Annotated in this window: 15 protein-coding genes and 1 pseudogene; all 16 read right to left on the bottom strand. The window is 71.2% G+C overall.

Features of this window, described 5'->3' with window-relative positions; genetic code table 11:
• Positions 1-97: 97 nt before the first annotated feature.
• Positions 98-925, bottom strand: a pseudogene (locus NHL51_RS05130) (pseudouridine synthase); the annotation flags it as partial.
• A gap of 106 nt (positions 926-1,031) precedes the next feature.
• On the bottom strand, positions 1,032-1,748 hold the full coding sequence (scpB, locus tag NHL51_RS05125; RefSeq protein ID WP_434142764.1) for an SMC-Scp complex subunit ScpB: 717 nt from the start codon (positions 1,746-1,748) through the stop codon (positions 1,032-1,034).
• Complete coding sequence (locus tag NHL51_RS05120) at positions 1,741-2,565, bottom strand: segregation and condensation protein A (RefSeq protein ID WP_434142238.1); 825 nt, start codon at positions 2,563-2,565, stop codon at positions 1,741-1,743. The genes scpB and NHL51_RS05120 overlap by 8 nt, the downstream gene beginning before the upstream one ends.
• 24 nt (positions 2,566-2,589) lie before the next feature.
• Positions 2,590-3,444, bottom strand: a complete 855-nt coding sequence (locus NHL51_RS05115) for a ParA family protein (protein ID WP_434142236.1) — start codon at positions 3,442-3,444, stop codon at positions 2,590-2,592.
• A gap of 328 nt (positions 3,445-3,772) precedes the next feature.
• Positions 3,773-5,182, bottom strand: coding sequence for an FAD-binding oxidoreductase (locus NHL51_RS05110; protein WP_434142233.1), 1,410 nt, complete (start codon positions 5,180-5,182; stop codon positions 3,773-3,775).
• A 5-nt stretch (positions 5,183-5,187) separates the two neighbouring features.
• Positions 5,188-6,282: a DUF1648 domain-containing protein gene (locus NHL51_RS05105; RefSeq protein WP_434142231.1), complete on the bottom strand. Its 1,095-nt coding sequence runs from the start codon at positions 6,280-6,282 to the stop codon at positions 5,188-5,190.
• Positions 6,283-6,578: 296 nt separating this feature from the next.
• Positions 6,579-7,547, bottom strand: coding sequence for a site-specific tyrosine recombinase XerD (locus NHL51_RS05100; protein WP_434142228.1), 969 nt, complete (start codon positions 7,545-7,547; stop codon positions 6,579-6,581).
• A complete protein-coding gene (locus NHL51_RS05095) occupies positions 7,547-8,209 on the bottom strand; it encodes an NUDIX domain-containing protein (RefSeq protein WP_434142226.1) in 663 nt (220 codons plus the stop codon). Before NHL51_RS05095 ends, NHL51_RS05100 begins: the two co-directional genes overlap by 1 nt.
• Before the next feature lie 4 nt (positions 8,210-8,213).
• Complete coding sequence (locus NHL51_RS05090; RefSeq protein ID WP_434142225.1) at positions 8,214-9,908, bottom strand: CTP synthase; 1,695 nt, start codon at positions 9,906-9,908, stop codon at positions 8,214-8,216.
• Positions 9,909-9,962: 54 nt separating this feature from the next.
• The gene (locus NHL51_RS05085) at positions 9,963-11,243 is read right to left on the bottom strand and encodes an AI-2E family transporter (protein WP_434142222.1); all 1,281 of its coding nucleotides are present in this window, start codon (positions 11,241-11,243) and stop codon (positions 9,963-9,965) included.
• A gap of 50 nt (positions 11,244-11,293) precedes the next feature.
• Positions 11,294-12,985, bottom strand: a complete 1,692-nt coding sequence (gene recN / locus NHL51_RS05080) for a DNA repair protein RecN (RefSeq protein WP_434142220.1) — start codon at positions 12,983-12,985, stop codon at positions 11,294-11,296.
• Positions 12,982-13,878, bottom strand: coding sequence for an NAD kinase (locus NHL51_RS05075; RefSeq protein WP_434142763.1), 897 nt, complete (start codon positions 13,876-13,878; stop codon positions 12,982-12,984). The genes recN and NHL51_RS05075 overlap by 4 nt, the downstream gene beginning before the upstream one ends.
• Before the next feature lie 123 nt (positions 13,879-14,001).
• Positions 14,002-14,877 carry a TlyA family RNA methyltransferase gene (locus NHL51_RS05070; protein ID WP_434142217.1) on the bottom strand — a complete coding sequence of 292 codons (876 nt, stop codon included), beginning with the start codon at positions 14,875-14,877 and terminating at the stop codon, positions 14,002-14,004.
• Positions 14,870-15,076: a hypothetical protein gene (locus NHL51_RS05065; RefSeq protein ID WP_434142216.1), complete on the bottom strand. Its 207-nt coding sequence runs from the start codon at positions 15,074-15,076 to the stop codon at positions 14,870-14,872. Before NHL51_RS05065 ends, NHL51_RS05070 begins: the two co-directional genes overlap by 8 nt.
• Before the next feature lie 4 nt (positions 15,077-15,080).
• Positions 15,081-16,121, bottom strand: coding sequence for an HAD-IIA family hydrolase (locus NHL51_RS05060; RefSeq protein WP_434142214.1), 1,041 nt, complete (start codon positions 16,119-16,121; stop codon positions 15,081-15,083).
• Positions 16,121-18,082 carry a hypothetical protein gene (locus NHL51_RS05055; protein ID WP_434142212.1) on the bottom strand — a complete coding sequence of 654 codons (1,962 nt, stop codon included), beginning with the start codon at positions 18,080-18,082 and terminating at the stop codon, positions 16,121-16,123. Before NHL51_RS05055 ends, NHL51_RS05060 begins: the two co-directional genes overlap by 1 nt.
• Positions 18,083-18,169 lie beyond the last annotated feature (87 nt).

The raw sequence follows: 18,169 nt of genomic DNA, 5'->3' as shown, positions 1-18,169 counted from the left end.
CGCCGACTCCGTCGCCCGGCCTTCCGCCGGTGACCGCGCCGCGACCGCGCTTCGCTCCCCCGGTCTTGCCGTTCTTACTGTCCTTGCCGGCACCGGCATCGCCGGCCCCGGTCTTCGCGTCGCCGGCGCCGCCGTCCTCCGCGGCGCTCAAGAGCGCACCGCGCTCGGCGGCCGAGAGCTCGCGCATCTCGCCGACGCGCAGCGTGCCGAGATGCAGCGGCCCGAACTGGCGCCGCACGAGCTCGTCGACCGGGTGCCCGACCTCGGCGAGCATGCGCCGCACGATGCGGTTGCGCCCCGAATGCAGCGTGACCTCCACGAGCGAGTGCGACTTGCTCGCGCCGCCGGGCAAGAGCTTCGCGCGGTCGACCTTGATCGGGCCGTCCTTCAGCTCGACGCCGTCTTTCAACTGCTGGATCGTCGCGGGCGTCATGCGCCCCCGCACCTTCGCGATGTAGGTCTTCTGCACGCCGAAGCTCGGGTGCGCGAGACGATGCGCGAGCTCGCCGTCGTTCGTCAGGATGAGCAGTCCGCTCGTGTCGGTGTCGAGGCGACCGACGTTGTAAAGCCGATCTTCGACCGAGTTCGTGAACTCGCGCAGGTCGGGGCGCCCGTTCTCGTCGTGCATCGTCGAGACGACGCCGCGGGGCTTGTTCAGCACGAAGTACCGCTTCGACACGTCGAGCTGCACGACGACGCCATCGACGCGCACATCGTCGCGCTCGGGGTCGATGCGCGACCCGAGTTCGCGCTGCACCTCGCCGTTCACGGTGACGCGGCCGCCGGTGATGAACGCCTCGCACGCGCGGCGCGAAGCGACACCGGCATGTGCGAGCGCCTTCTGCAGCCGCACCCGGCCGTCGTCCTCCTCCGGGGCCTCGGAGCTCGCGGCCGCGACCGGGCGGTCCCATCCCCACTCCGCCATGTCGATCTCGATCGCCCGACCATCGACTTCGAAGCTCCCGCCGCTCCCGGCCCGTCCGCCCGCGTCGCGGTCGCGGTCACGGGCGCGGGCGCGGTCGCGGTCGCGGTCATGCGAATGATTCATGCTCGAATCCTTCCGATCCGTCATCGAGGAGGGGGGCGATGGGCGGCAGCTCCGACACGTCGCCGATGCCGAGGTGGCCGAGCAGCGCCTCGGTCGTGCCGTAGAGCGTCGCCGTCGTCTCGGGGTCGTGCCCGACCTCGGTGATGAGACCGCGGCCGAGCAGAGTGCGCACGACCGAGTCGACGTTGACCGCGCGCACCGAGGCGATGGCTCCGCGCGAGATCGGCTGCCGGTACGCGATCACGGCGAGCGTCTCGAGCGCCGCCTGCGACAGCTTCGACGGGGTCTGCTGCTGCACGAAATCGGCGACGACGGGGTCGAGGCTCTCGCGCACGTAGAAGCGGTAACCGCCCGCGACCTCGCGCAGCTCGAAGCCTCGGGGGTTCGTGCTGCTGCCGAGCTCGGTGCCCGCGCCGTCGAGGTCGGCGATCAGGGCGGCCAGTGCGGCGCGCACCTCGCGCATCGGCCGGGCCGTCGCCGTCGCGAGCGCCACCGCGCTGAGCGGCTCATCGGCCACGATGAGCAGCGCCTCGAGCTGCTGCTGCAGCGTGTGGGCGTCACGGGCGCGACTAAGCTCGGTGTCGGGCGCCTCGGTGCCGGGCGCCTCCTCGAGCGCGGTCTCGGGGGTCTCGTCGGGCGCGGCATCGACAGGGATCCCTGCCCCCGCTGCCGCCGCGATCGGTTCGTGCTCTTCAGTCATAGTCATTGCCCAGCGTAGCCAGTTCGTCGTCGGACCAGCTCTCACCGCTCCACTGCACGTGCAGTTCGCCGAGCGGTTCGGCCTGGTCGAAGGTGACCGCCGCGCGGCGGTACAGTTCGAGGATGGCGAGGAAGCGCGCCACGATGACGCCGCGCTCCGACACTCCTGCGATGAGCTCGCGGAAGCTGCGAGCGCTCCCCGTGCGCAGCATCGACACCACGACGGCGGCCTGCTCGCGGATCGACACGAGCGGCGCGTGCAGGTGCTCGAGTCCGACGGTCGGGATCTCGCGCGGCGCGAACGCGAGCATCGCGACGGCGGCGAAATCTTCCGGAGTGAGCTGCCAGACGAGCTCCGGCGCCTGCTCGCGGTACTTCGTGTCGAGCGGCACGAGCCGCGGGTGCCGTGCGCTCTCGGTGTCGAAGCGCGAGCGGAACCAGGCGCTCGCCTGCTTGAAGGCGCGGTACTGCAGCAGTCTGGCGAAGAGCAGGTCGCGCGCCTCGAGCAGCGCGATGTCCTCGGCGTCGACGGCCTCGCCCTGGGGCAGCAGGCTCGCGATCTTGAGGTCGAGCAGCGTCGCCGCCACGACGAGGAACTCGGAGGCGCGGTCGAGCAGGCCGATGCCCTCCCCTTCGAGCGTGTCGAGGTACGAGATGAACTCGTCGGTGACGAGGCTGAGCGACACCTCGGTGATGTCGAGCTCGTGCTTGCCGATGAGGTTCAGCAGCAGGTCGAACGGCCCGTCGAACATGTCGAGCGAGACATGGAACCCGCTGTTCTCGGGTGCTTCCGGTGCCGGGTCAGTCGCGGTGGCCATGGCTCTCGCGCTCCGGGCCGTTCATCAGGCGACCGAACCGCGCTGCACCAGCTCGCGGGCCAGCTTCAGGTAGGCCTCCGACGCCGGGTTCGCCGGCGCGTAGTCGAGAATCGGCTTCGCGGCGATCTGCGCGTCGGGCAGCTTCACGGTGCGGCCGATGACGGTGTCGAAGACCTTGTCGCCGAAGGTGTCGACGACGCGCTCGAGCACCTCGCGCGCGTGCAGGGTGCGGGCGTCGTACATGGTGGCGAGGATGCCGTCGAGCTCGAGCGCCGGGTTCAGACGATCCTTCACCTTGTCGATGGTCTCGACGAGCAGGGCGACGCCGCGCAGCGCGAAGTACTCGCAGGCGAGCGGGATGAGCACGCCGTGGCTGGCGGTGAGGGCGTTCACGGTCAGCAGGCCGAGCGACGGCTGGCAGTCGACGAGGATGACGTCGTAGTCGCCCGAGACCTTGCGCAGCACGCCGGCGAGAATCTGCTCGCGGGCGACCTCGGTGACGAGGTGCACCTCGGCGGCCGAGAGATCGATATTGGCAGGGATCACGTCGAGCCCGTCGGTCTCGGTCTTCTGGATCGCCTCCTGCGGATCCTTCACCTTGCCGAGCATGAGGTCGTAGATGGTGGGCACGTCGTGCGCCGTGACGCCGAGGCCGGCCGAGAGCGCGCCCTGCGGGTCGAAGTCGACGGCGAGCACCCGGCGCCCGTAGCGCGCGAGCGCCGCCGCGAGGTTGATCGTCGAAGTCGTCTTGCCGACGCCGCCCTTCTGGTTGCACATCGCGATGATGCGCGCCGGGCCGTGCCGGTCGAGCTTCTTCGGCGCCGGAATGATGCGCTCGGGTCGCCCGGTCGGGCCCAACTCGAAGAGAGTGTCCGCCATTCCCGCTCCTTACCGCTCGCCGTCGCTAACGCCCCATCCTATCGCGCGTGCGGCAGGAGAGGAGCGGAGCTCCTCGATCCGCACGCGAAGTCGGCGCACACGGCGCCGAAACAATACCGCGAGGAGCGGAGCTCCTCGATCCGCACCATCGCGAAGCCGACCTCGCGACCCGATTTTCGGCTCTCACCCGTCGTTCGGAGCAGAACCGCGTTTTCCATCCGAAGTTCGGGTGAGAGCCGAAGTTCGGGTGAGCGCGAGGTCGAAGTTCGGGCGGGCGCGAGGTCGAAGCTCGGGCCGGGCCCCGAGCGCGGGGCCGGGCCCCGGTCACCTACAGCTTGCGGCCGGGGTTCAGAATGCCCTGCGGGTCGAAGGCGGTCTTGATCGCCCGTTGCAGTTCGCGCACCCGCGGGGTGAGTTCGCCGTCGAGGGCCGCGAGCTTCTCGGTGCCGATGCCGTGCTCCCCCGAGACGGTGCCGCCGAGCTGCTGCACGGCGGCGAGCAGTTCGTCGTGCGCCTCGTGCGCGCGACGCACCTGCTCGGCATCGTGCGGATCGAACGCGATGATGGGGTGCAGGTTGCCGTCGCCGACGTGACCGCCGATCGAGATGATGACGTCCAGGCGCCGCGCGATCTCGTCGGCACGGCGCACTACTTCGCCGAGGGCCGCGCGGGGTACCGCGATGTCGCCGTGGTGGGCGTCGCCGCGGTAGGCCTGCATGGCGGGCTGCAGCAGACGGCGCAGTGCGAAGAGCTCTTCGAGCGCATCGGGTGTGTCGGCGCGGCTCGTGGAGATCGCGCCGTGATCGGCGAACGCCCGCTCGAACGCGTCGAGTTCGTCGTCGGCGCCGACCCGGGCATCGGTGACGGCGAGCAGCCAGGCGCGCGCTGCCGCGGGTGCCGAGGCCTCGGGGGCGGTGCGGCGGATGCTGTCGAGGGCCACATCGTCGAGCATTTCGAGCACGGCGGGCAGTGCGGCGCCCGCCGCGATGGTGTTCGCTGCGGCGAGCGCCGACTCTGGGTCGGGGAACATGGCCGCGACTCCGCGTGCGGGTCCGGGCGCCGAGCGCAGGCTCACGGTGATCTCGGTGACGAGCGCGAGCGTGCCCTCCGAGCCGACGATGAGCGAGGTGAGGTCGAGGCCGGTCACCGATTTGACGGTGTCGCGGCGGGTGCGCTCGACGCTGCCGTCGGCGAGCACGATCTCGAGGGATCGTACCGAATCGCGCGTCACCCCGTACTTGATGCAGCGCATGCCGCCCGCGTTCGTGGCGATGGTGCCGCCGACCGTCGCCCACTGCGCCGACACGGGGTCGGGCGCGTAGAAGAGCCCCTCCTCCTCCACGGCCGCCGCGAGGTCCGAGACGATCACGCCGGGCTGCACGACGGCGAGCCGCTCGAGGGGGTCGATGCGCAGAATGCGGTTCATGCGCGAGAAGTCGATGAGGATCGCGCCTGCGGCGGCCGAGGCTGCGCCGGCGAGGCCGGTGCGAGCGCCCTGCGCCACGATCGGCACCGCGTGGGCGCTGGCCGCGCGCACGACGGCCTGCACCTCTGCTGTCGTGAGCGGTACGACCAGCGCTGCCGCTGAGCCCTGTCGTTGGAGCGACCGGTCGCTCTCGTGCGCGCGCAGCGCCTCGGCCTCGATGACCAGCCGCGAGGTGTCGCCCGACAGCGCTTCTCGGAGCGCGCTGTTCAGCGAGGTGTTCATCGCGGTGTTGATCGCCGTTCGGTGCGCCATGTGCGTCAGCCCTTCTCGTGGTGCGCCGCCGCAGCAGCCTCTGCGAGCCTGGCCGCTGCGTCGTCGAGCGTGATGAAGAAGAGTTTGCCGTTCTCGCGGGTGACGACGATGCCCGCCCCGTCGCGCATCACGATACCGAAGCGGCCGGGAGCCACGCGCACGCCCCACCCGCCAAGCTCGGCGAACGGCGAGATGTGCTGCGTTTCGACCTTCGCGATGCCGTCCGCGGGCAGCCTGAACACCGGCCAGCCGAGCCTCGAGCGCGCCTCGAGCCCCGAGGCGTCGATGCGCACCGTGAACCACGACATCGTTGCGAGCAGCGCCACCACGATCACGAGCACGGCCGCGGAGATCGCCATGGCCACGCGTTCACTGCCCGGCAGAACGACCACGAGCACCGTGACGGCCGCAAGCAGCGCCACTGTGCCTCCGACAAGCCACAGGTAGCCTCGGCTGGGATTCACCCTGCCCTGCCAGGCGGCATCGACCGCGCCAGCTTCTGCGCTGGGATGCGCCCCTGCATCAACCGCATCGACCGACTGTGCCGCCGACTGCGCTGCGGTGCGCGCAGGGTGCACGGTGACGCCCGGCTGCGCAAACCACACGATCGCGCCCACGACCACCCACGATACGAAGCTCACGGCCATCATGCCGCCGATGCCAGGGGCCTTCGCCGCATCCGCCACATCGAGCTGCACGCCCGCGCTCGTGAGGTTATTGATCGTGGTGAAGACGGCAAACCCCGCGCCGAAGGCCGCCAGAAAGCGCTGGTAGCCGCCCCACACGGGCTGCCCGGATTTCATCGGGCCGACGGCCGCCATCGCTCCCATGAGCAGCACGACGACGTAGCCGACGCCTGCCTGCAACCACACGAAGGTCGCGGGCGCGCCGAAGCCGTCGGGGCCGCCGCTGAACCCCCAGTGGGTACCCGCCGGGTCGGGCATCCGCGGCAGCCACGCCAGAAGCACGATGACGCCGATCGTAATCACCCCGAGCGGCCCGATGATTCCGAGCCACCTCGCGGCACGCTTCGCACGGGCGAGATCCGCCCGTTGCACCTCGGTGAGCACCGGTGCCGGCAGTGGCTGAATCGGGGTCATGTCGGGCGAAGCTCCTCGCTTTTGGACTGCATGTGCCCTTCCAAGCTATCGGGGCGGCCTCACGACTCGCACAACCCGGCACGTCTCTCGCCAGGAACTCATCGCGCTCGATCTTTTCTCCGCCCCGCCTCACATACCCGCTGGCGTGGAGCCGAATGCACCACCCGGGTCGGGCTGATGGTGCATACGACTCCACACCTCGCACGATCCGCGGCACGAGAGCGCAACGCACCGCGCGGGCGCACCGCCGCGGAGCCGCACGGGCGCACCGCCGTACCGCCGCACCACTGCGGATCTCAGCGGGCCCGGGGATGCGCCGTCAGGTAGTGCTCGCGCAGCGTGTCGGCGGTGACCTGGGTGTAGATCTGGGTGGTGGTGACCGAGGAGTGACCGAGCAGCTCCTGCACAGTGCGCACGTCAGCGCCGCCCGCGAGCAGGTGGGTGGCGAAGGAGTGGCGCAGCGTGTGCGGCGACACCTCCGCCGTGATCTCGGCACGCTCGGCGGCGGCGCGGATCACGAGCCACACGCTCTGGCGCGACATCCGGGCGCCTCGCGGGCCGACGAAGAGCGCCGGAGTGCCCCTACCGCGTGCGACCATGCCGGGACGCGCGCGCACGAGATAGGCGGCGAGAGCGCGGCCCGCGTAACTGCCGTACGGGGCGAAGCGCTGCTTCGATCCCTTGCCGAGCACGCGGAGGAACCCGCCCTCGCCGAGCGCCTCCAGCGGGTGCTGCAGGGCGTCGCCGTGCTCGGTGCCGCTGACGAGGTCGTCGAGGTCGAGGGCGGTGACCTCGCTGACGCGCGCGCCGCTGGCGTAGAGCAGTTCGAGCAGGGCGCGATCCCTGAGCGACACGGGGTCGTCGCCGCTGGCGGAAGCGAGCAGCGCTTCGACGTCTGCAATGGGCAGCGCCTTCGGCAACCGCTGCGCCCGCTTCGGGGTGCGCACGGCGCTACCGGCGTTCGAGGCCAGCAGCCCCTCGTCGTAGAGGAAGCGGTGCATGCTGCGCACGGTCGACAGGCGCCGGGCGATCGAGGCGGGGGCGAGCCGGGCGGTCTCGCCGTCCGCGCCCCCGAGGCCGGCGACGTACTCGGCGAGGGTGCCGGGCACGATGTCGTCGAGTGCCTCGAGTCCGCGCTGCTCGAGCCAGGCGGCGTACGCGCCCAGATCGCGCCGGTAGGCGTCCTGGCTGTTCTGCGACAGTCCGAGTTCGAGAGCGACGTGGCGGAGGTACCGTTCGATGCCGGCCGCGGGCGCGAGGGCCATCAGCGCGACCGTTCGCCGCGCACGGCCTCCCGCCCCGTCCAGGGCAGCAGCGGGTCGCGCAGCGTGTCCCAGCCCCGCGCCTGTGCGGCCGCAGCGCCGAGCACCGCGCCGGCGGTGACGGCGTTCTGCACCCGGCCGTCGAGCACGGCGGCCACGACCTCGTCGAGGTCGACCCAGCGGGGCTCGATCTCGGCCTCTTCCTCGGTGCGCACGTAGTCGTGCTCGAGGGGCGAGAGATCCCTGGCAAGGAAGATGCGCATGGCCTCGCTCGAACCGCCGGGCGACAGGAACAGGTCGAGCAGCAGGTCCCAGCGCGCGGCCTGCAGGTCGGTCTCCTCGGCGAGCTCGCGCTGCGCCGACACCAGGCCGCTCTCGCCGGGCGCATCCATGAGGCCGGCAGGGATCTCCCAGTCGCGGTGCGCGACGGGATGGCGGTACTGCTTGATGAGCAGCACGCGCCCCGCCTCGTCGAGCGCGAGCACGGCGACCGCGCCGGTGTGATCCACGTAGTCGCGCACAATCTCGTGCCCGCCCAGCTCGAACCGATCGCGCCTGATATCCCAGACCCGCCCGGTGACGAGCTTCTCGCTCTCGATCACCCGCACATCGTCTGCGACCTCGTCGGCGAGCCGCCCCGGAACCGCCTGATGCCCGAGCGTCATGGCGCTACTCGGCCTCCTCGACCTCGAACAGGTGCGCGGCGTCGCGGCGCTCGATCGCGGCAGCGGCGAGACCGGCGAACAGCGGATGGGGCGTGCCCGGGCGCGAGCGCAGCTCGGGGTGCGCCTGGGTCGCGATGTAGAACGGGTGCCGCTCGCGGGGCAGCTCGACGTACTCGACGAGCTCGCCGTCTGGGCTCGTGCCCGAGAAGCTCAGCCCGGCGGCCGCGATCTGGTCGCGGTAGCGGTTGTTGACCTCGTAGCGGTGGCGGTGGCGCTCGGAGGCCGAAGGGGCGCCGTAGAGCTCCGCGGCGAGCGATCCGTCGGCGAGCTTCGCCTCGTACAGGCCGAGGCGCATGGTGCCGCCGAGGTCGCCGCCGTCGATGATGTCGACCTGCTCGGCCATGGTCGCGATGACCGGCTGCGCGGTCTCGGGGTCGAACTCGGTCGACGACGCCGATGCGAGCCCGGCGACATTGCGTGCGTATTCGATGACCATGCACTGCATGCCGAGGCAGAGGCCGAGCGTCGGCAGGCCGTTCTCGCGGGCGAAGCGCAGCGCGCCGAGCTTGCCCTCGATGCCGCGGATGCCGAAGCCGCCGGGCACGCAGATGCCATCGACCTCGCCGAGCTGCGCACGTGCGCCCTCGGGGGTCTCGCAGGAGTCGGAGGGCACCCACTTGATGTTGACCTTGGTCGCGTGGGCGAAGCCGCCGGCGCGCAGCGCCTCGGTGACCGAGAGGTACGCGTCGGGCAGGTCGATGTACTTGCCGACGAGCGCGATCGTGACCTCGCCCTTCGGCTCGTGCACGGCGTCGAGCACGGGCTGCCAGCCGCTCCAGTCGATCTCGCCGGCGCGGCCTTCCATGCGCAGGCGGTCGAGGATCGCGCGGTCGAGGCCCTGGTCGCTGAGCAGGCGCGGCAGATCGTAGATGCTCTTCACATCCACGGCGTTCACGACCGCATCCTCGTCGACGTCGCACATGAGCGCGATCTTGCGCAGGTTGTCCTCGGTGACGGGCCGGTCGCTGCGCAGCACGAGCGCGTCGGGCTGGATGCCGATGGAGCGGAGGGCGGCGACCGAGTGCTGGGTCGGCTTGGTCTTCTGCTCGCCCGAGGCGCCCATGTATGGCACGAGCGAGACGTGCACGAAGAAGACGTTGTCGCGGCCGTACTCGTGGCGCACCTGGCGGGCGGCCTCGAGGAAGGGCTGCGACTCGATATCGCCGACGGTGCCGCCGATCTCGGTGATGATCACGTCGGGGCGCGGATCCTCTTCGGCCTGCAGGCGCATGCGGCGCTTGATCTCGTTGGTGATGTGCGGGATGACCTGCACGGTGGCGCCGAGGTAGTCGCCGCGGCGCTCCTTCTGCAGCACCTCCGAGTAGATCTGGCCCGTGGTGACGTTCGCGGCCTGCGACAGGTTGATGCCGAGGAAGCGCTCGTAGTGACCGATGTCGAGATCGGTTTCGGCGCCATCGTCGGTAACGAAGACCTCGCCGTGCTCGAACGGGTTCATGGTGCCCGGATCGATGTTGAGGTACGGATCCAGCTTCTGCATGACGACGCGGAGGCCCCGCGCGGTCAGCAGGTTTCCGAGGCTCGCGGCGGTCAGCCCCTTACCCAGAGAGGAGACGACGCCCCCCGTGACGAAGATGTGCTTGGTCGTGCCTGACGTATCGGCGCTCTGCTCTATTCCCACGGGCTTCAATCCTATCAGGTGTCATTCGTCGACGTCGAGGCTTCGGCGGGCGGCTCAGCGCAGCTCCTGCCGGGGCACCCACACCTGCTTGATGATCATGAGCACCATGGCGGTCACAGGGATCGAGATCAGCGCGCCGAGCAGGCCGAGCAGGGTGCCGCCCGCGAGCGCGCCGATCACCACGAGCGCGCCCGGAACGGAGACGACGCGGTTCATGATGCGCGGGGTGAGCAGATACGACTCGATCTGCATGTAGATCAGGTAGTAGCCCACCGCGATCACCGCGGTCATCGGGGAGTCGAAGAGGGCGACGAAGCCGACCAGCACGGTGGCCAGCACCGATCCGATGAGCGGGATCAGGGCCAGCAGGAAGACGCCGACGGCGACGAGGCCCGCGAACGGCACCCCCACGATCGACATCATGATGAAGCCGAGCACCGCGTTGATGAACGCGAGCACGACCATACCGTTGACGTAGCCGCCGACCGACTTCGTGACCTGCTCGGTGATGTCCATCACCTTCGCGCGCCCCGAGCGCGGCACGAGCGAGTAGAACGCCCGCTTGATCGTCTTCAGCGCGGAGAGGAAGTACAGGCTGAGGATGAGCACGATGAGCGCCGCAGTGAGCCCGTTCGCGATGCCCACGCCCGCCTGCCAGACGCCGCCCGCGACCGATGCCCAGTTCTCGGGATTGCCCACGAGCTCCTGCCCGGTCTTCAGCAGGCCGTCGAAGTCGACGAACTGGCCGAAGCGCGAATTGACATCGATGAACCAGTCCTGATGGGTGATGTCTCTGAAGAGCATCGGGGCACTGCGCACGAGCTGCGCGATCTGGTTCGTGAGCATCGGGATGATGATGGCGAGCAGCGTCGCGATGAGCAGCACGAATCCGCCGAAGACGACGCCGATGCCGAGCGGCCGCTTCAGCCCCTTGCGCTCGAGCATGCGCACGACGGGGTCGAGGCCGAGCGCGACGAACAGCGCCGCCACGACGTACATGATGATGGTGCTCAGCTGGTCGATCATCGCCCCGACGAGCACGGCGGTCAGCACGCCCAGCGTGACCGTGAAGCCGAGCTGGAACGGATGCTGCACGACGAACTCCCGTGCCCGCGACTGCGACCGCTCCTCCGCCGCGTCCTGGGCGGCCTCGCGGGCGTCCCGGTACATCTGGCGCGTCTCGGCGTCCATCTGCTCGAGGTCGGCGTGCACGACGTCGGGATGCGCCTCGAGGTACGCGGCTTTCACCGTCGGGCTGTCATCGAGGGCCGGCACTTCGCCGGTCGTCACGGCGCCGTCGGCGGCGGACCGCCTGCGCCCGAAAATCTTCGCCATGCTGGCGAGAGTAGCACTCGCCCCCGACACGGGGAACGGCGGCGCACCGGCTATGCGGTCTCGCGCAGCGCCAGCAGTTCGGCGGCGTGCTCGAGAGCGCTCCCCGAGTCGCTGAGACCCGACAGCAGCCGCGCCATCTCGGCGAGACGGTCATCGCCGTCGAGCACGACGCAGCTCGACTCGGTGAAGCCCCCCGCCGTGTCCTTCAGCACGCGCACGTGGTTGCCGGCGAAGGCCGCGACCTGCGCCAGGTGGGTGACGACGATCACCTGCGAGGTGCGCGCCAGCCGCGCCAGCCGTCGGCCGATCTCGATGGCGGCCGCGCCGCCGACGCCGGCGTCGACCTCGTCGAACACGAAGGTCGGCACCGGGTCGACGCCCGCGACCACGACCTCGAGTGCCAGCATGACGCGCGACAGCTCGCCGCCGGAGGCGCTCTTCGCGATGGGGCGCGGCGCCGAACCGGGGTGCGGGCTCAGAAGCAGCTGCACCTCGTCTCCCCCGCTCGAACCGAGCGCGTCCAGCGGCGTCACCTGCACGACGAACTCCGCATCGGGCAGCGCCAGCTGGCGCAGTTCGACGGTCACGAGGCGCGAGAGCTCGGCGGCCGCCTCATGCCGCAGCTGCGACAGCTGCGCGGCGAGGTCCGCTTCGCGGGCCGTGAGCCCATCGAGCCGGTCGGCGAGTGCGGCGACGGTGTCATCGTCGCCGTCGAGTTCGGTGAGGCGCCTCGCCCCCTGCTCGGCGTACGCCTGGACGCTCTCCGCGTCTCCGCCGTGCACCCGGAAGAGCTGAGCGAGCGCGGCGAGACGCTCATTGGCGGCGGCGAGCTCGCCCGGGCCGTCTTCATCGAGGTCGCCCGCGTAGACCGCGAGCTCGCGCGCGGCCTCGGCGAGCTGCAAGGCGGCGGCGCGCAGCACGTCGGCGATCCCTGCCAGCCGCGCGTCATAGCCGCTCACCCGATCGAGCTCCTGCAGCGCCGCATCGACGAGGCCGGTCGCGTCCCGGCTGAACGGGTCGTCCGATTCGCTCTCGAGCGCGTCGTGCGCCGTCGACGTCGCCGATCGCAGCGCCTCGAGGTTGCCGAGCAGTTCGATGCGCTGCTGCAGCTCGGCTTCCTCACCGGGCTGCGGGTCGACCGCGGCGATCTCCTCGAGCTCGGCGCGCAGGCGCACCGCCTCGGCGGCGCGCTCATCGAGCGCGGCGGTCAGCTCCGCCACCCGGGTGGCGAGCGCCCCGCGCTCCGCGTGACAGGCCCGGTACTCGGTCAGCACCTCCGCGAGGGCGGGGCCGCCGAAACGATCGAGCGTATCGCGCTGCTCGCCCGCCGACCGCAGCCGCAGCTGATCGGCCTGGCCGTGCACTGCGAACAGACGGCCCGCGAGCCGCCCGAGCGTGCCGACCGGAGCGCTCGCTCCCCCGACGATCGCGCGGCTGCGCCCCTCGGCGCTCACGGTGCGCCCGAGCACGAGCTCGCCGTCTTCGATGTCACCGCCTGCATCGGCGACGATCTCGGCGACCTCGGCGTCGGCGGTCTGCACGATGCCGTTGACGCGTGCCTGCGCCGCCCCGCCGCGCACCGCGCCCGCGTCGCTGCGCTCGCCCATGAGCAGGCCGAGCGCGCTCACGACCATCGTCTTGCCGGCGCCGGTCTCGCCCGTGATCGCGGTGAACCCCGGCCCGAGCGGCAGCGTCGTGTCGGCGATGACCCCGAGGTCCCTGATCCGGAGTTCTTCGATCACGCGATGCCTCCGCCGCGCTCCCCGCGCCACCCCGTGGTCGGCAGCTTGAATTTGCGCACCAGGCGCTCCGAGAAGACGGCCCGGTCGAGTCGAGCGAGCCGCACTGTGAGCGCCGAGCGGCGCACCTGCACCACGGAGCCGGCCGGCAGCTCGGTGCGCCGGCGGCCGTCGCACCACAAGACCCCCGGGCCGATGTTCTCGGGCAGGATCGTGACGGTGAGCTCGGATTCGGGATCGACGACGATCGGCCGGTCGAAGAGCGCATGCGCCGCGATGGGCACCATGAGCATGGCCTGCACGCCCGGCCAGACGACGGGCCCGCCGGCCGAGAACGCGTACGCCGTGGAGCCGGTCGGAGTCGCGAGCACGACGCCGTCGCAGGCGAAGTTGGTGAGGGGCCGCCCGTCGACGCCGACGGAGACCTCGAGCATGCGCCGCCCCTTCTCGACGCTCGCCTCGTTGAGCGCCCAGGTGTCGGCGATGGTCTCGCCCTCCGCCGAGATCGCCTGCACGTCGACCGTGAGCCGCTCCTCGACCGTGTAGTCGCGGGCGAGGACGCGCTCGATCGTGGCGCTGAGGTCGTGGCTCTCCATCTCGGCGAGGAAGCCGACATGGCCGAGATTCACGCCCACGATGGGGCATTCCGAGCCGCGCAGCATCTCGGCAGCACGCAGAATGGTGCCGTCGCCGCCGAGTACGAACGCGACCTCGAGGTCGACCACCGCGATGTCGCGCCCGAGCGTCTCGGTTCGCGTGATGTCGAAGTGCGGTTCGAAAGCCGTGCGGTCCTCCGCGTCGAGCACCGGCACGACACCGGCCTCGGTGAGGGCGCGCACCACCTCGACGGTCGCGGCGATCGCCTCCGGACGGTGCGCGTGCGAGACGACGAGCATGCGCCTGCAAGACGGCTCCCGCGCGGCGCAGGGCTCCGCTGCATCGGCGACCGCGGGCCGGTCGAGCGCTGCGCGTTCTTCGCTGCCGTCTGCGTCGTGCACGTCGCTCATGCGTCTCCTCCGTCAGGTCGTGCGGTTCGCGGTCGGGCCGACGATGCCGTCGGGCCCGCGCAGTTCAGCGATCCGCCCCTCCCATTGTGTCGGATCCGGCGATGCGCCGCGCGCGAAGTGCGCAAGAACCTCGCGATTGCCCGCGCCGCCCACGACCGGTGAGGCTTCGAGGCCCCGGCAGTCGTACCCGTGGGCCGCCGCCGCCGCCAGTACCCTGCGCATCGCCTCCGCCCGCTGCTCGGGCGAGGTGACGACCCCGTCCTTCACCCGACCGACCTCGAACTGCGGCTTGATCAGCAGCACCAGGTCGGCATCGGCGGCCGCGGAGCGCGCGATCGCGGGGAGCACGAGCGTGAGCGAGATGAACGAGAGATCGGCGACGACGAGGCTCGGAGCCTCGGTCTCGCCGGTACGCGCTTCGAGCAGGGTCCGGTCGAGCTCGCGCGCATTGCAGCCTTCCACGAGGTGCACGCGCGGGTCCGCGGCGAGCTCGGGCACCATCTGGTCGTGGCCGACGTCGATCGCCTGCACCGCTCGTGCGCCGCGCTCGAGCAGCACCTGCGTGAAGCCGCCGGTCGACGCCCCGAGGTCGAGGGCGAGCCGGCCCGCGGGGTCGATGCCGAAGCGGTCGAGCCCTGCGACGAGCTTTCCCGCGGCGCGGCCGACGTAGCGGTCGGCGACGGCGACCTCGACGAGCGCGCCGCTCGGCACCTTCGTTCCGGCCTTCGTGACGGGCCGGCCGTCGACGCGCACCTCGCCTGCCGCGATGAGCTCGGCGGCGCGGCTGCGCGAACGCGCGAGCCCCGTCTCGGCGACGACCCGGTCGAGGCGCTCCGGCGATCCCTGCCATCGCACGGCCGGTGCCGCGCCCGCGGCACTGTCAGCCATCGTGATCGCTGCGCTGCAGCTCGGCGAGCAGCTCGTCGTGCACCTGTTCGAAGCCGGCGGCGCGCTGCGCGAGCGGCTGCGACTCGATGAGCTCGATGCGGCCGAGCAGCTCGCCCTCGCCGCGCCCGTCGGCCCGTGCGCCGCTGTCGGCCTGCGCACCGTTATCGGCCCGGTCGTCGTTCATCTGCGTCTCGCCCATGGTCTCAGCGCCAGTGGTCCTCGATGAGGATCTCGGGCACCTTCAGCCCGTAGATCGCCAGCCCGGATGCCCAGATCGCGAGGCAGCCGGCGCGCAGCAGGTCGAGGGGAGATTCGCCCTCGGCGACCACGACGACGATATGCCCGTCCATGCGCACCTTCGCCGACCCCACTCGCACGGTGCCATCGCGCAGCGTCTCGGCGACCGGGTACGGCTCGTGCATCTCGGCGAGCGTCGGCACGATGAAGTCGGGCCGCATGTCCTTCGACGCCGCGAGGAGCTGCTTCGGGCGATCGACGCCCGTGAGCACCTGCAGCGACGGGATGCCGGCTGCGACGGCGCCCTTGATGTCGGTGTCGAGGCGGTCGCCGACCATCAGCGCGTTGCGCGTGCCGAAGCGGTCGAACGCGGCCTCGTAGATCGGCGTTTCGGGCTTGCCCGCGAACACCGGGAGGCGCTGCACGGCGGTATGCACGGCCGACACGAGCGTGCCGTTGCCCGGGGCGATGCCGCGCGCCCGCGGAATCGTCCAGTCAGTGTTCGTTGCGATCCAGGGCAGCTGCTCGCCGTTCGGCCCCTCGGCGAGCGCGTACGACGCCTCCGCCAGGTCTTCCCAGCCGACGTGCGGCGCGAATCCCTGCAGCACGGCCGCCAAGCCGTCTTCCGCGGTGCGCGTCCACGAGTAGCCGGCCTTCTCGAGTTCGTCGATGAGACCGTCGCCGCCGACGACGAGCACCTTCGATCCCGCGGGCGCGAACTCCGCGAGCAGCGCGACCGCCGCCTGCGGCGAGGTCACGATGTCCTCCGCCGTCGGGCGCAGCCCGAGCTGCTGCAGGTGCTCGGCGACCGTATGATCGGTGCGCGACGCGTTATTGGTGAGATAGGCCACCCGCAGGCTCTCGGCCGCGAGATTCAACGATTCGATGGCTCCAGGGATCGCCCCTTCGCCCCGGTACACCACGCCGTCGAGGTCGGCGAGCACGAGCTCGCGACCGTCGATGGGCGCGGGCCCGGTCTCATCGCGCTTCCTCCCGAAGAGACCCATCAGTCCGCTTTCCCTTCCTCCGCGTCCGTGCGCCCATCGTCGGAGCCGTCGTCGGTGATACCGGCCTCGGCGAGCAGCTCGTCGACCTCCGCGGCGATCGCGGCGTCGAACGACTGGGGCTCCTCCGCGGTATCGCCCTCGGGCGGGGTCGCGGCCCCGGTCACGGGCGCGCCAGCGGGCTCCGCCAGCGTGTCGGGTACGGTCGCGACGGTTTCCGCGCCCTCCGCAGGCGCCTCGTCTGCACCGGCCTCGCTGGCGACCGCTTCGGCCGGTTCAGCGGATCCGCTCGCACCTTCCGCTTTCTCGGACGGTTCTGGGGCGTCGGGTCCACCGCCGTACTCGCTCTCGGTCGCCGACTCGTATTCGACGATCTCGATCACGTCGATCTCGTCGGAGCCGCCGAAGTGCTGCTCGAGCGCACGCTCGGCGCGCAGCGCGTGCTCCGTCCATACGGCGGCTTCGTCGGCCCGGCCGAGCTCCTCGAGCACGGCTGCGTACGCGGCGAAGAGCTCGGGGCTCCACGAGAACCCGCGGTCGGGGTTCAGTTCGGGGATCTCGAGTTCGAAGAGCGCCTGCTGCGTCTGGCCGAGGTCGAGGCGCGCGCCCGACATCGCGATGGCGAGGTGCACCCGCTGCTCGGTCTCGAGCTTCGACGCGTCGATCTCGAGGCCGGTCTCGACGGCCTTCTCGGGCCGCGCGAGGCCGCGCTCGCACTCGACCATGAGGGCGACGTGGTTGTCGCGGCCGCTGAGACGGCGGTAGGTGCGCAGCTCGCGCAGGGCGAGCGCGAAGTCGCCGGTGCGGTACGCGGTCATCGCGAGGAACTCGCGAGCGACCGGGATCCTGCCCGCGCGGCGGCTGGCCGACAGCGCGTGCTCGTGCGCGAGCGCCGGATCCTCGTCGAGGAGCATCAGGGCCGTCGCGAGGTGACGTGCGACGCGCTCCTGTACGTCGGTCTGCAGCGTCTTGAGCTCGTTGCGGGCTGCGGGGTACAGATCTTTGGGCTCGATCTCCTCAGGGATCCAGGGATCCTGATGCTCCGAGCGCACCGGGCGCAGTTCGTGCTGCAGCCGTTCGGCCTCGGTGAACGTGCGACCTGCGCCGCCGCGGTCGCTCCGGCCTCCCCCGCGGGTGCCGCCGCGCCCCTGGGGGCCGCGATCCTGCGCGCCGCGATCGTTCGAGCGGCGATCGTAGGAGCCGCGGCCGTTCGAGCCGCGCTCGTCGCGCTGCTGGCGTCCACCGGAGCCGCGATCGTCGCTGCCCCGGCGGTCGCCGTACGAGCCGCGGCCGCCATCGCGTTCGTAACGGTCGCCGGAGCTGCGGCGCGGCCGATCGTCGCGCTCACCGCGACCAGCGCGGTCGTCGCGGCCGGAGTACGGACGGCGCTCGCGGTCATCGCGACCGCCGAAGCCGCGGCGCTGCGCGCCGTCGGCGCGGTCGTCGTAGCGCTTGCCCGGACGCTCATCGCGGTCACCGGCTCCCCGCCCCGCGGAGCGATCATTCCTATTGGCGTAGGGCTTGCGGAGGCCACCGGTGCGCTCGCCGGAGCCGGCACGCCCTTCACGGCCTGCGCCGGTGTTCTTCCGCGGACGGTCGTCGCGGGATTCGTAGGGGCGACGGGCGCCCCGATCCTCGCGGCCCTCGGAAGCCGGCCGCTGACGATCGTCGCGGCCGTACTGCTTGCGCGGACGATCACTACGGAAGTCACCGCGGTTTCGATCGCCGCGGTAACCGCCATCGCGGTTCTGCTCGCGGTCGCCGCGGGTGCCGCCGTCGCCGCGCTGGCCGCGGTCGTAACGATCGCCGCTGCGATAGCCGCGGTCACGGCCTTGCTCCCGATCCCGGCGCTCGTTCTCGGGGCGGTAGCTGCCTCGGCCTGATCCGCTGCGGTCCTGGGGTCCGTGACCGCCCTGGCGGGGTCCGCGATCCGACGAGTAATCGCGCGATGAGCGTTCGTTCATACTAATTGCCTCCAGGGCCCGTGGCGTTCGAGCGTATGACCGGGCATACGCTTCGGAATTCTATCGCTGTTCATATAAGTGAGGGCG

Origin of the sequence: Leucobacter sp. gxy201 (assembly GCF_051043335.1) — a bacterium.
Lineage (GTDB): Bacteria > Actinomycetota > Actinomycetes > Actinomycetales > Microbacteriaceae > Leucobacter.
The sequence above is the reverse complement of the archived record's forward strand: the minus strand, read 5'-3'. Positions and strand labels throughout refer to the sequence as shown.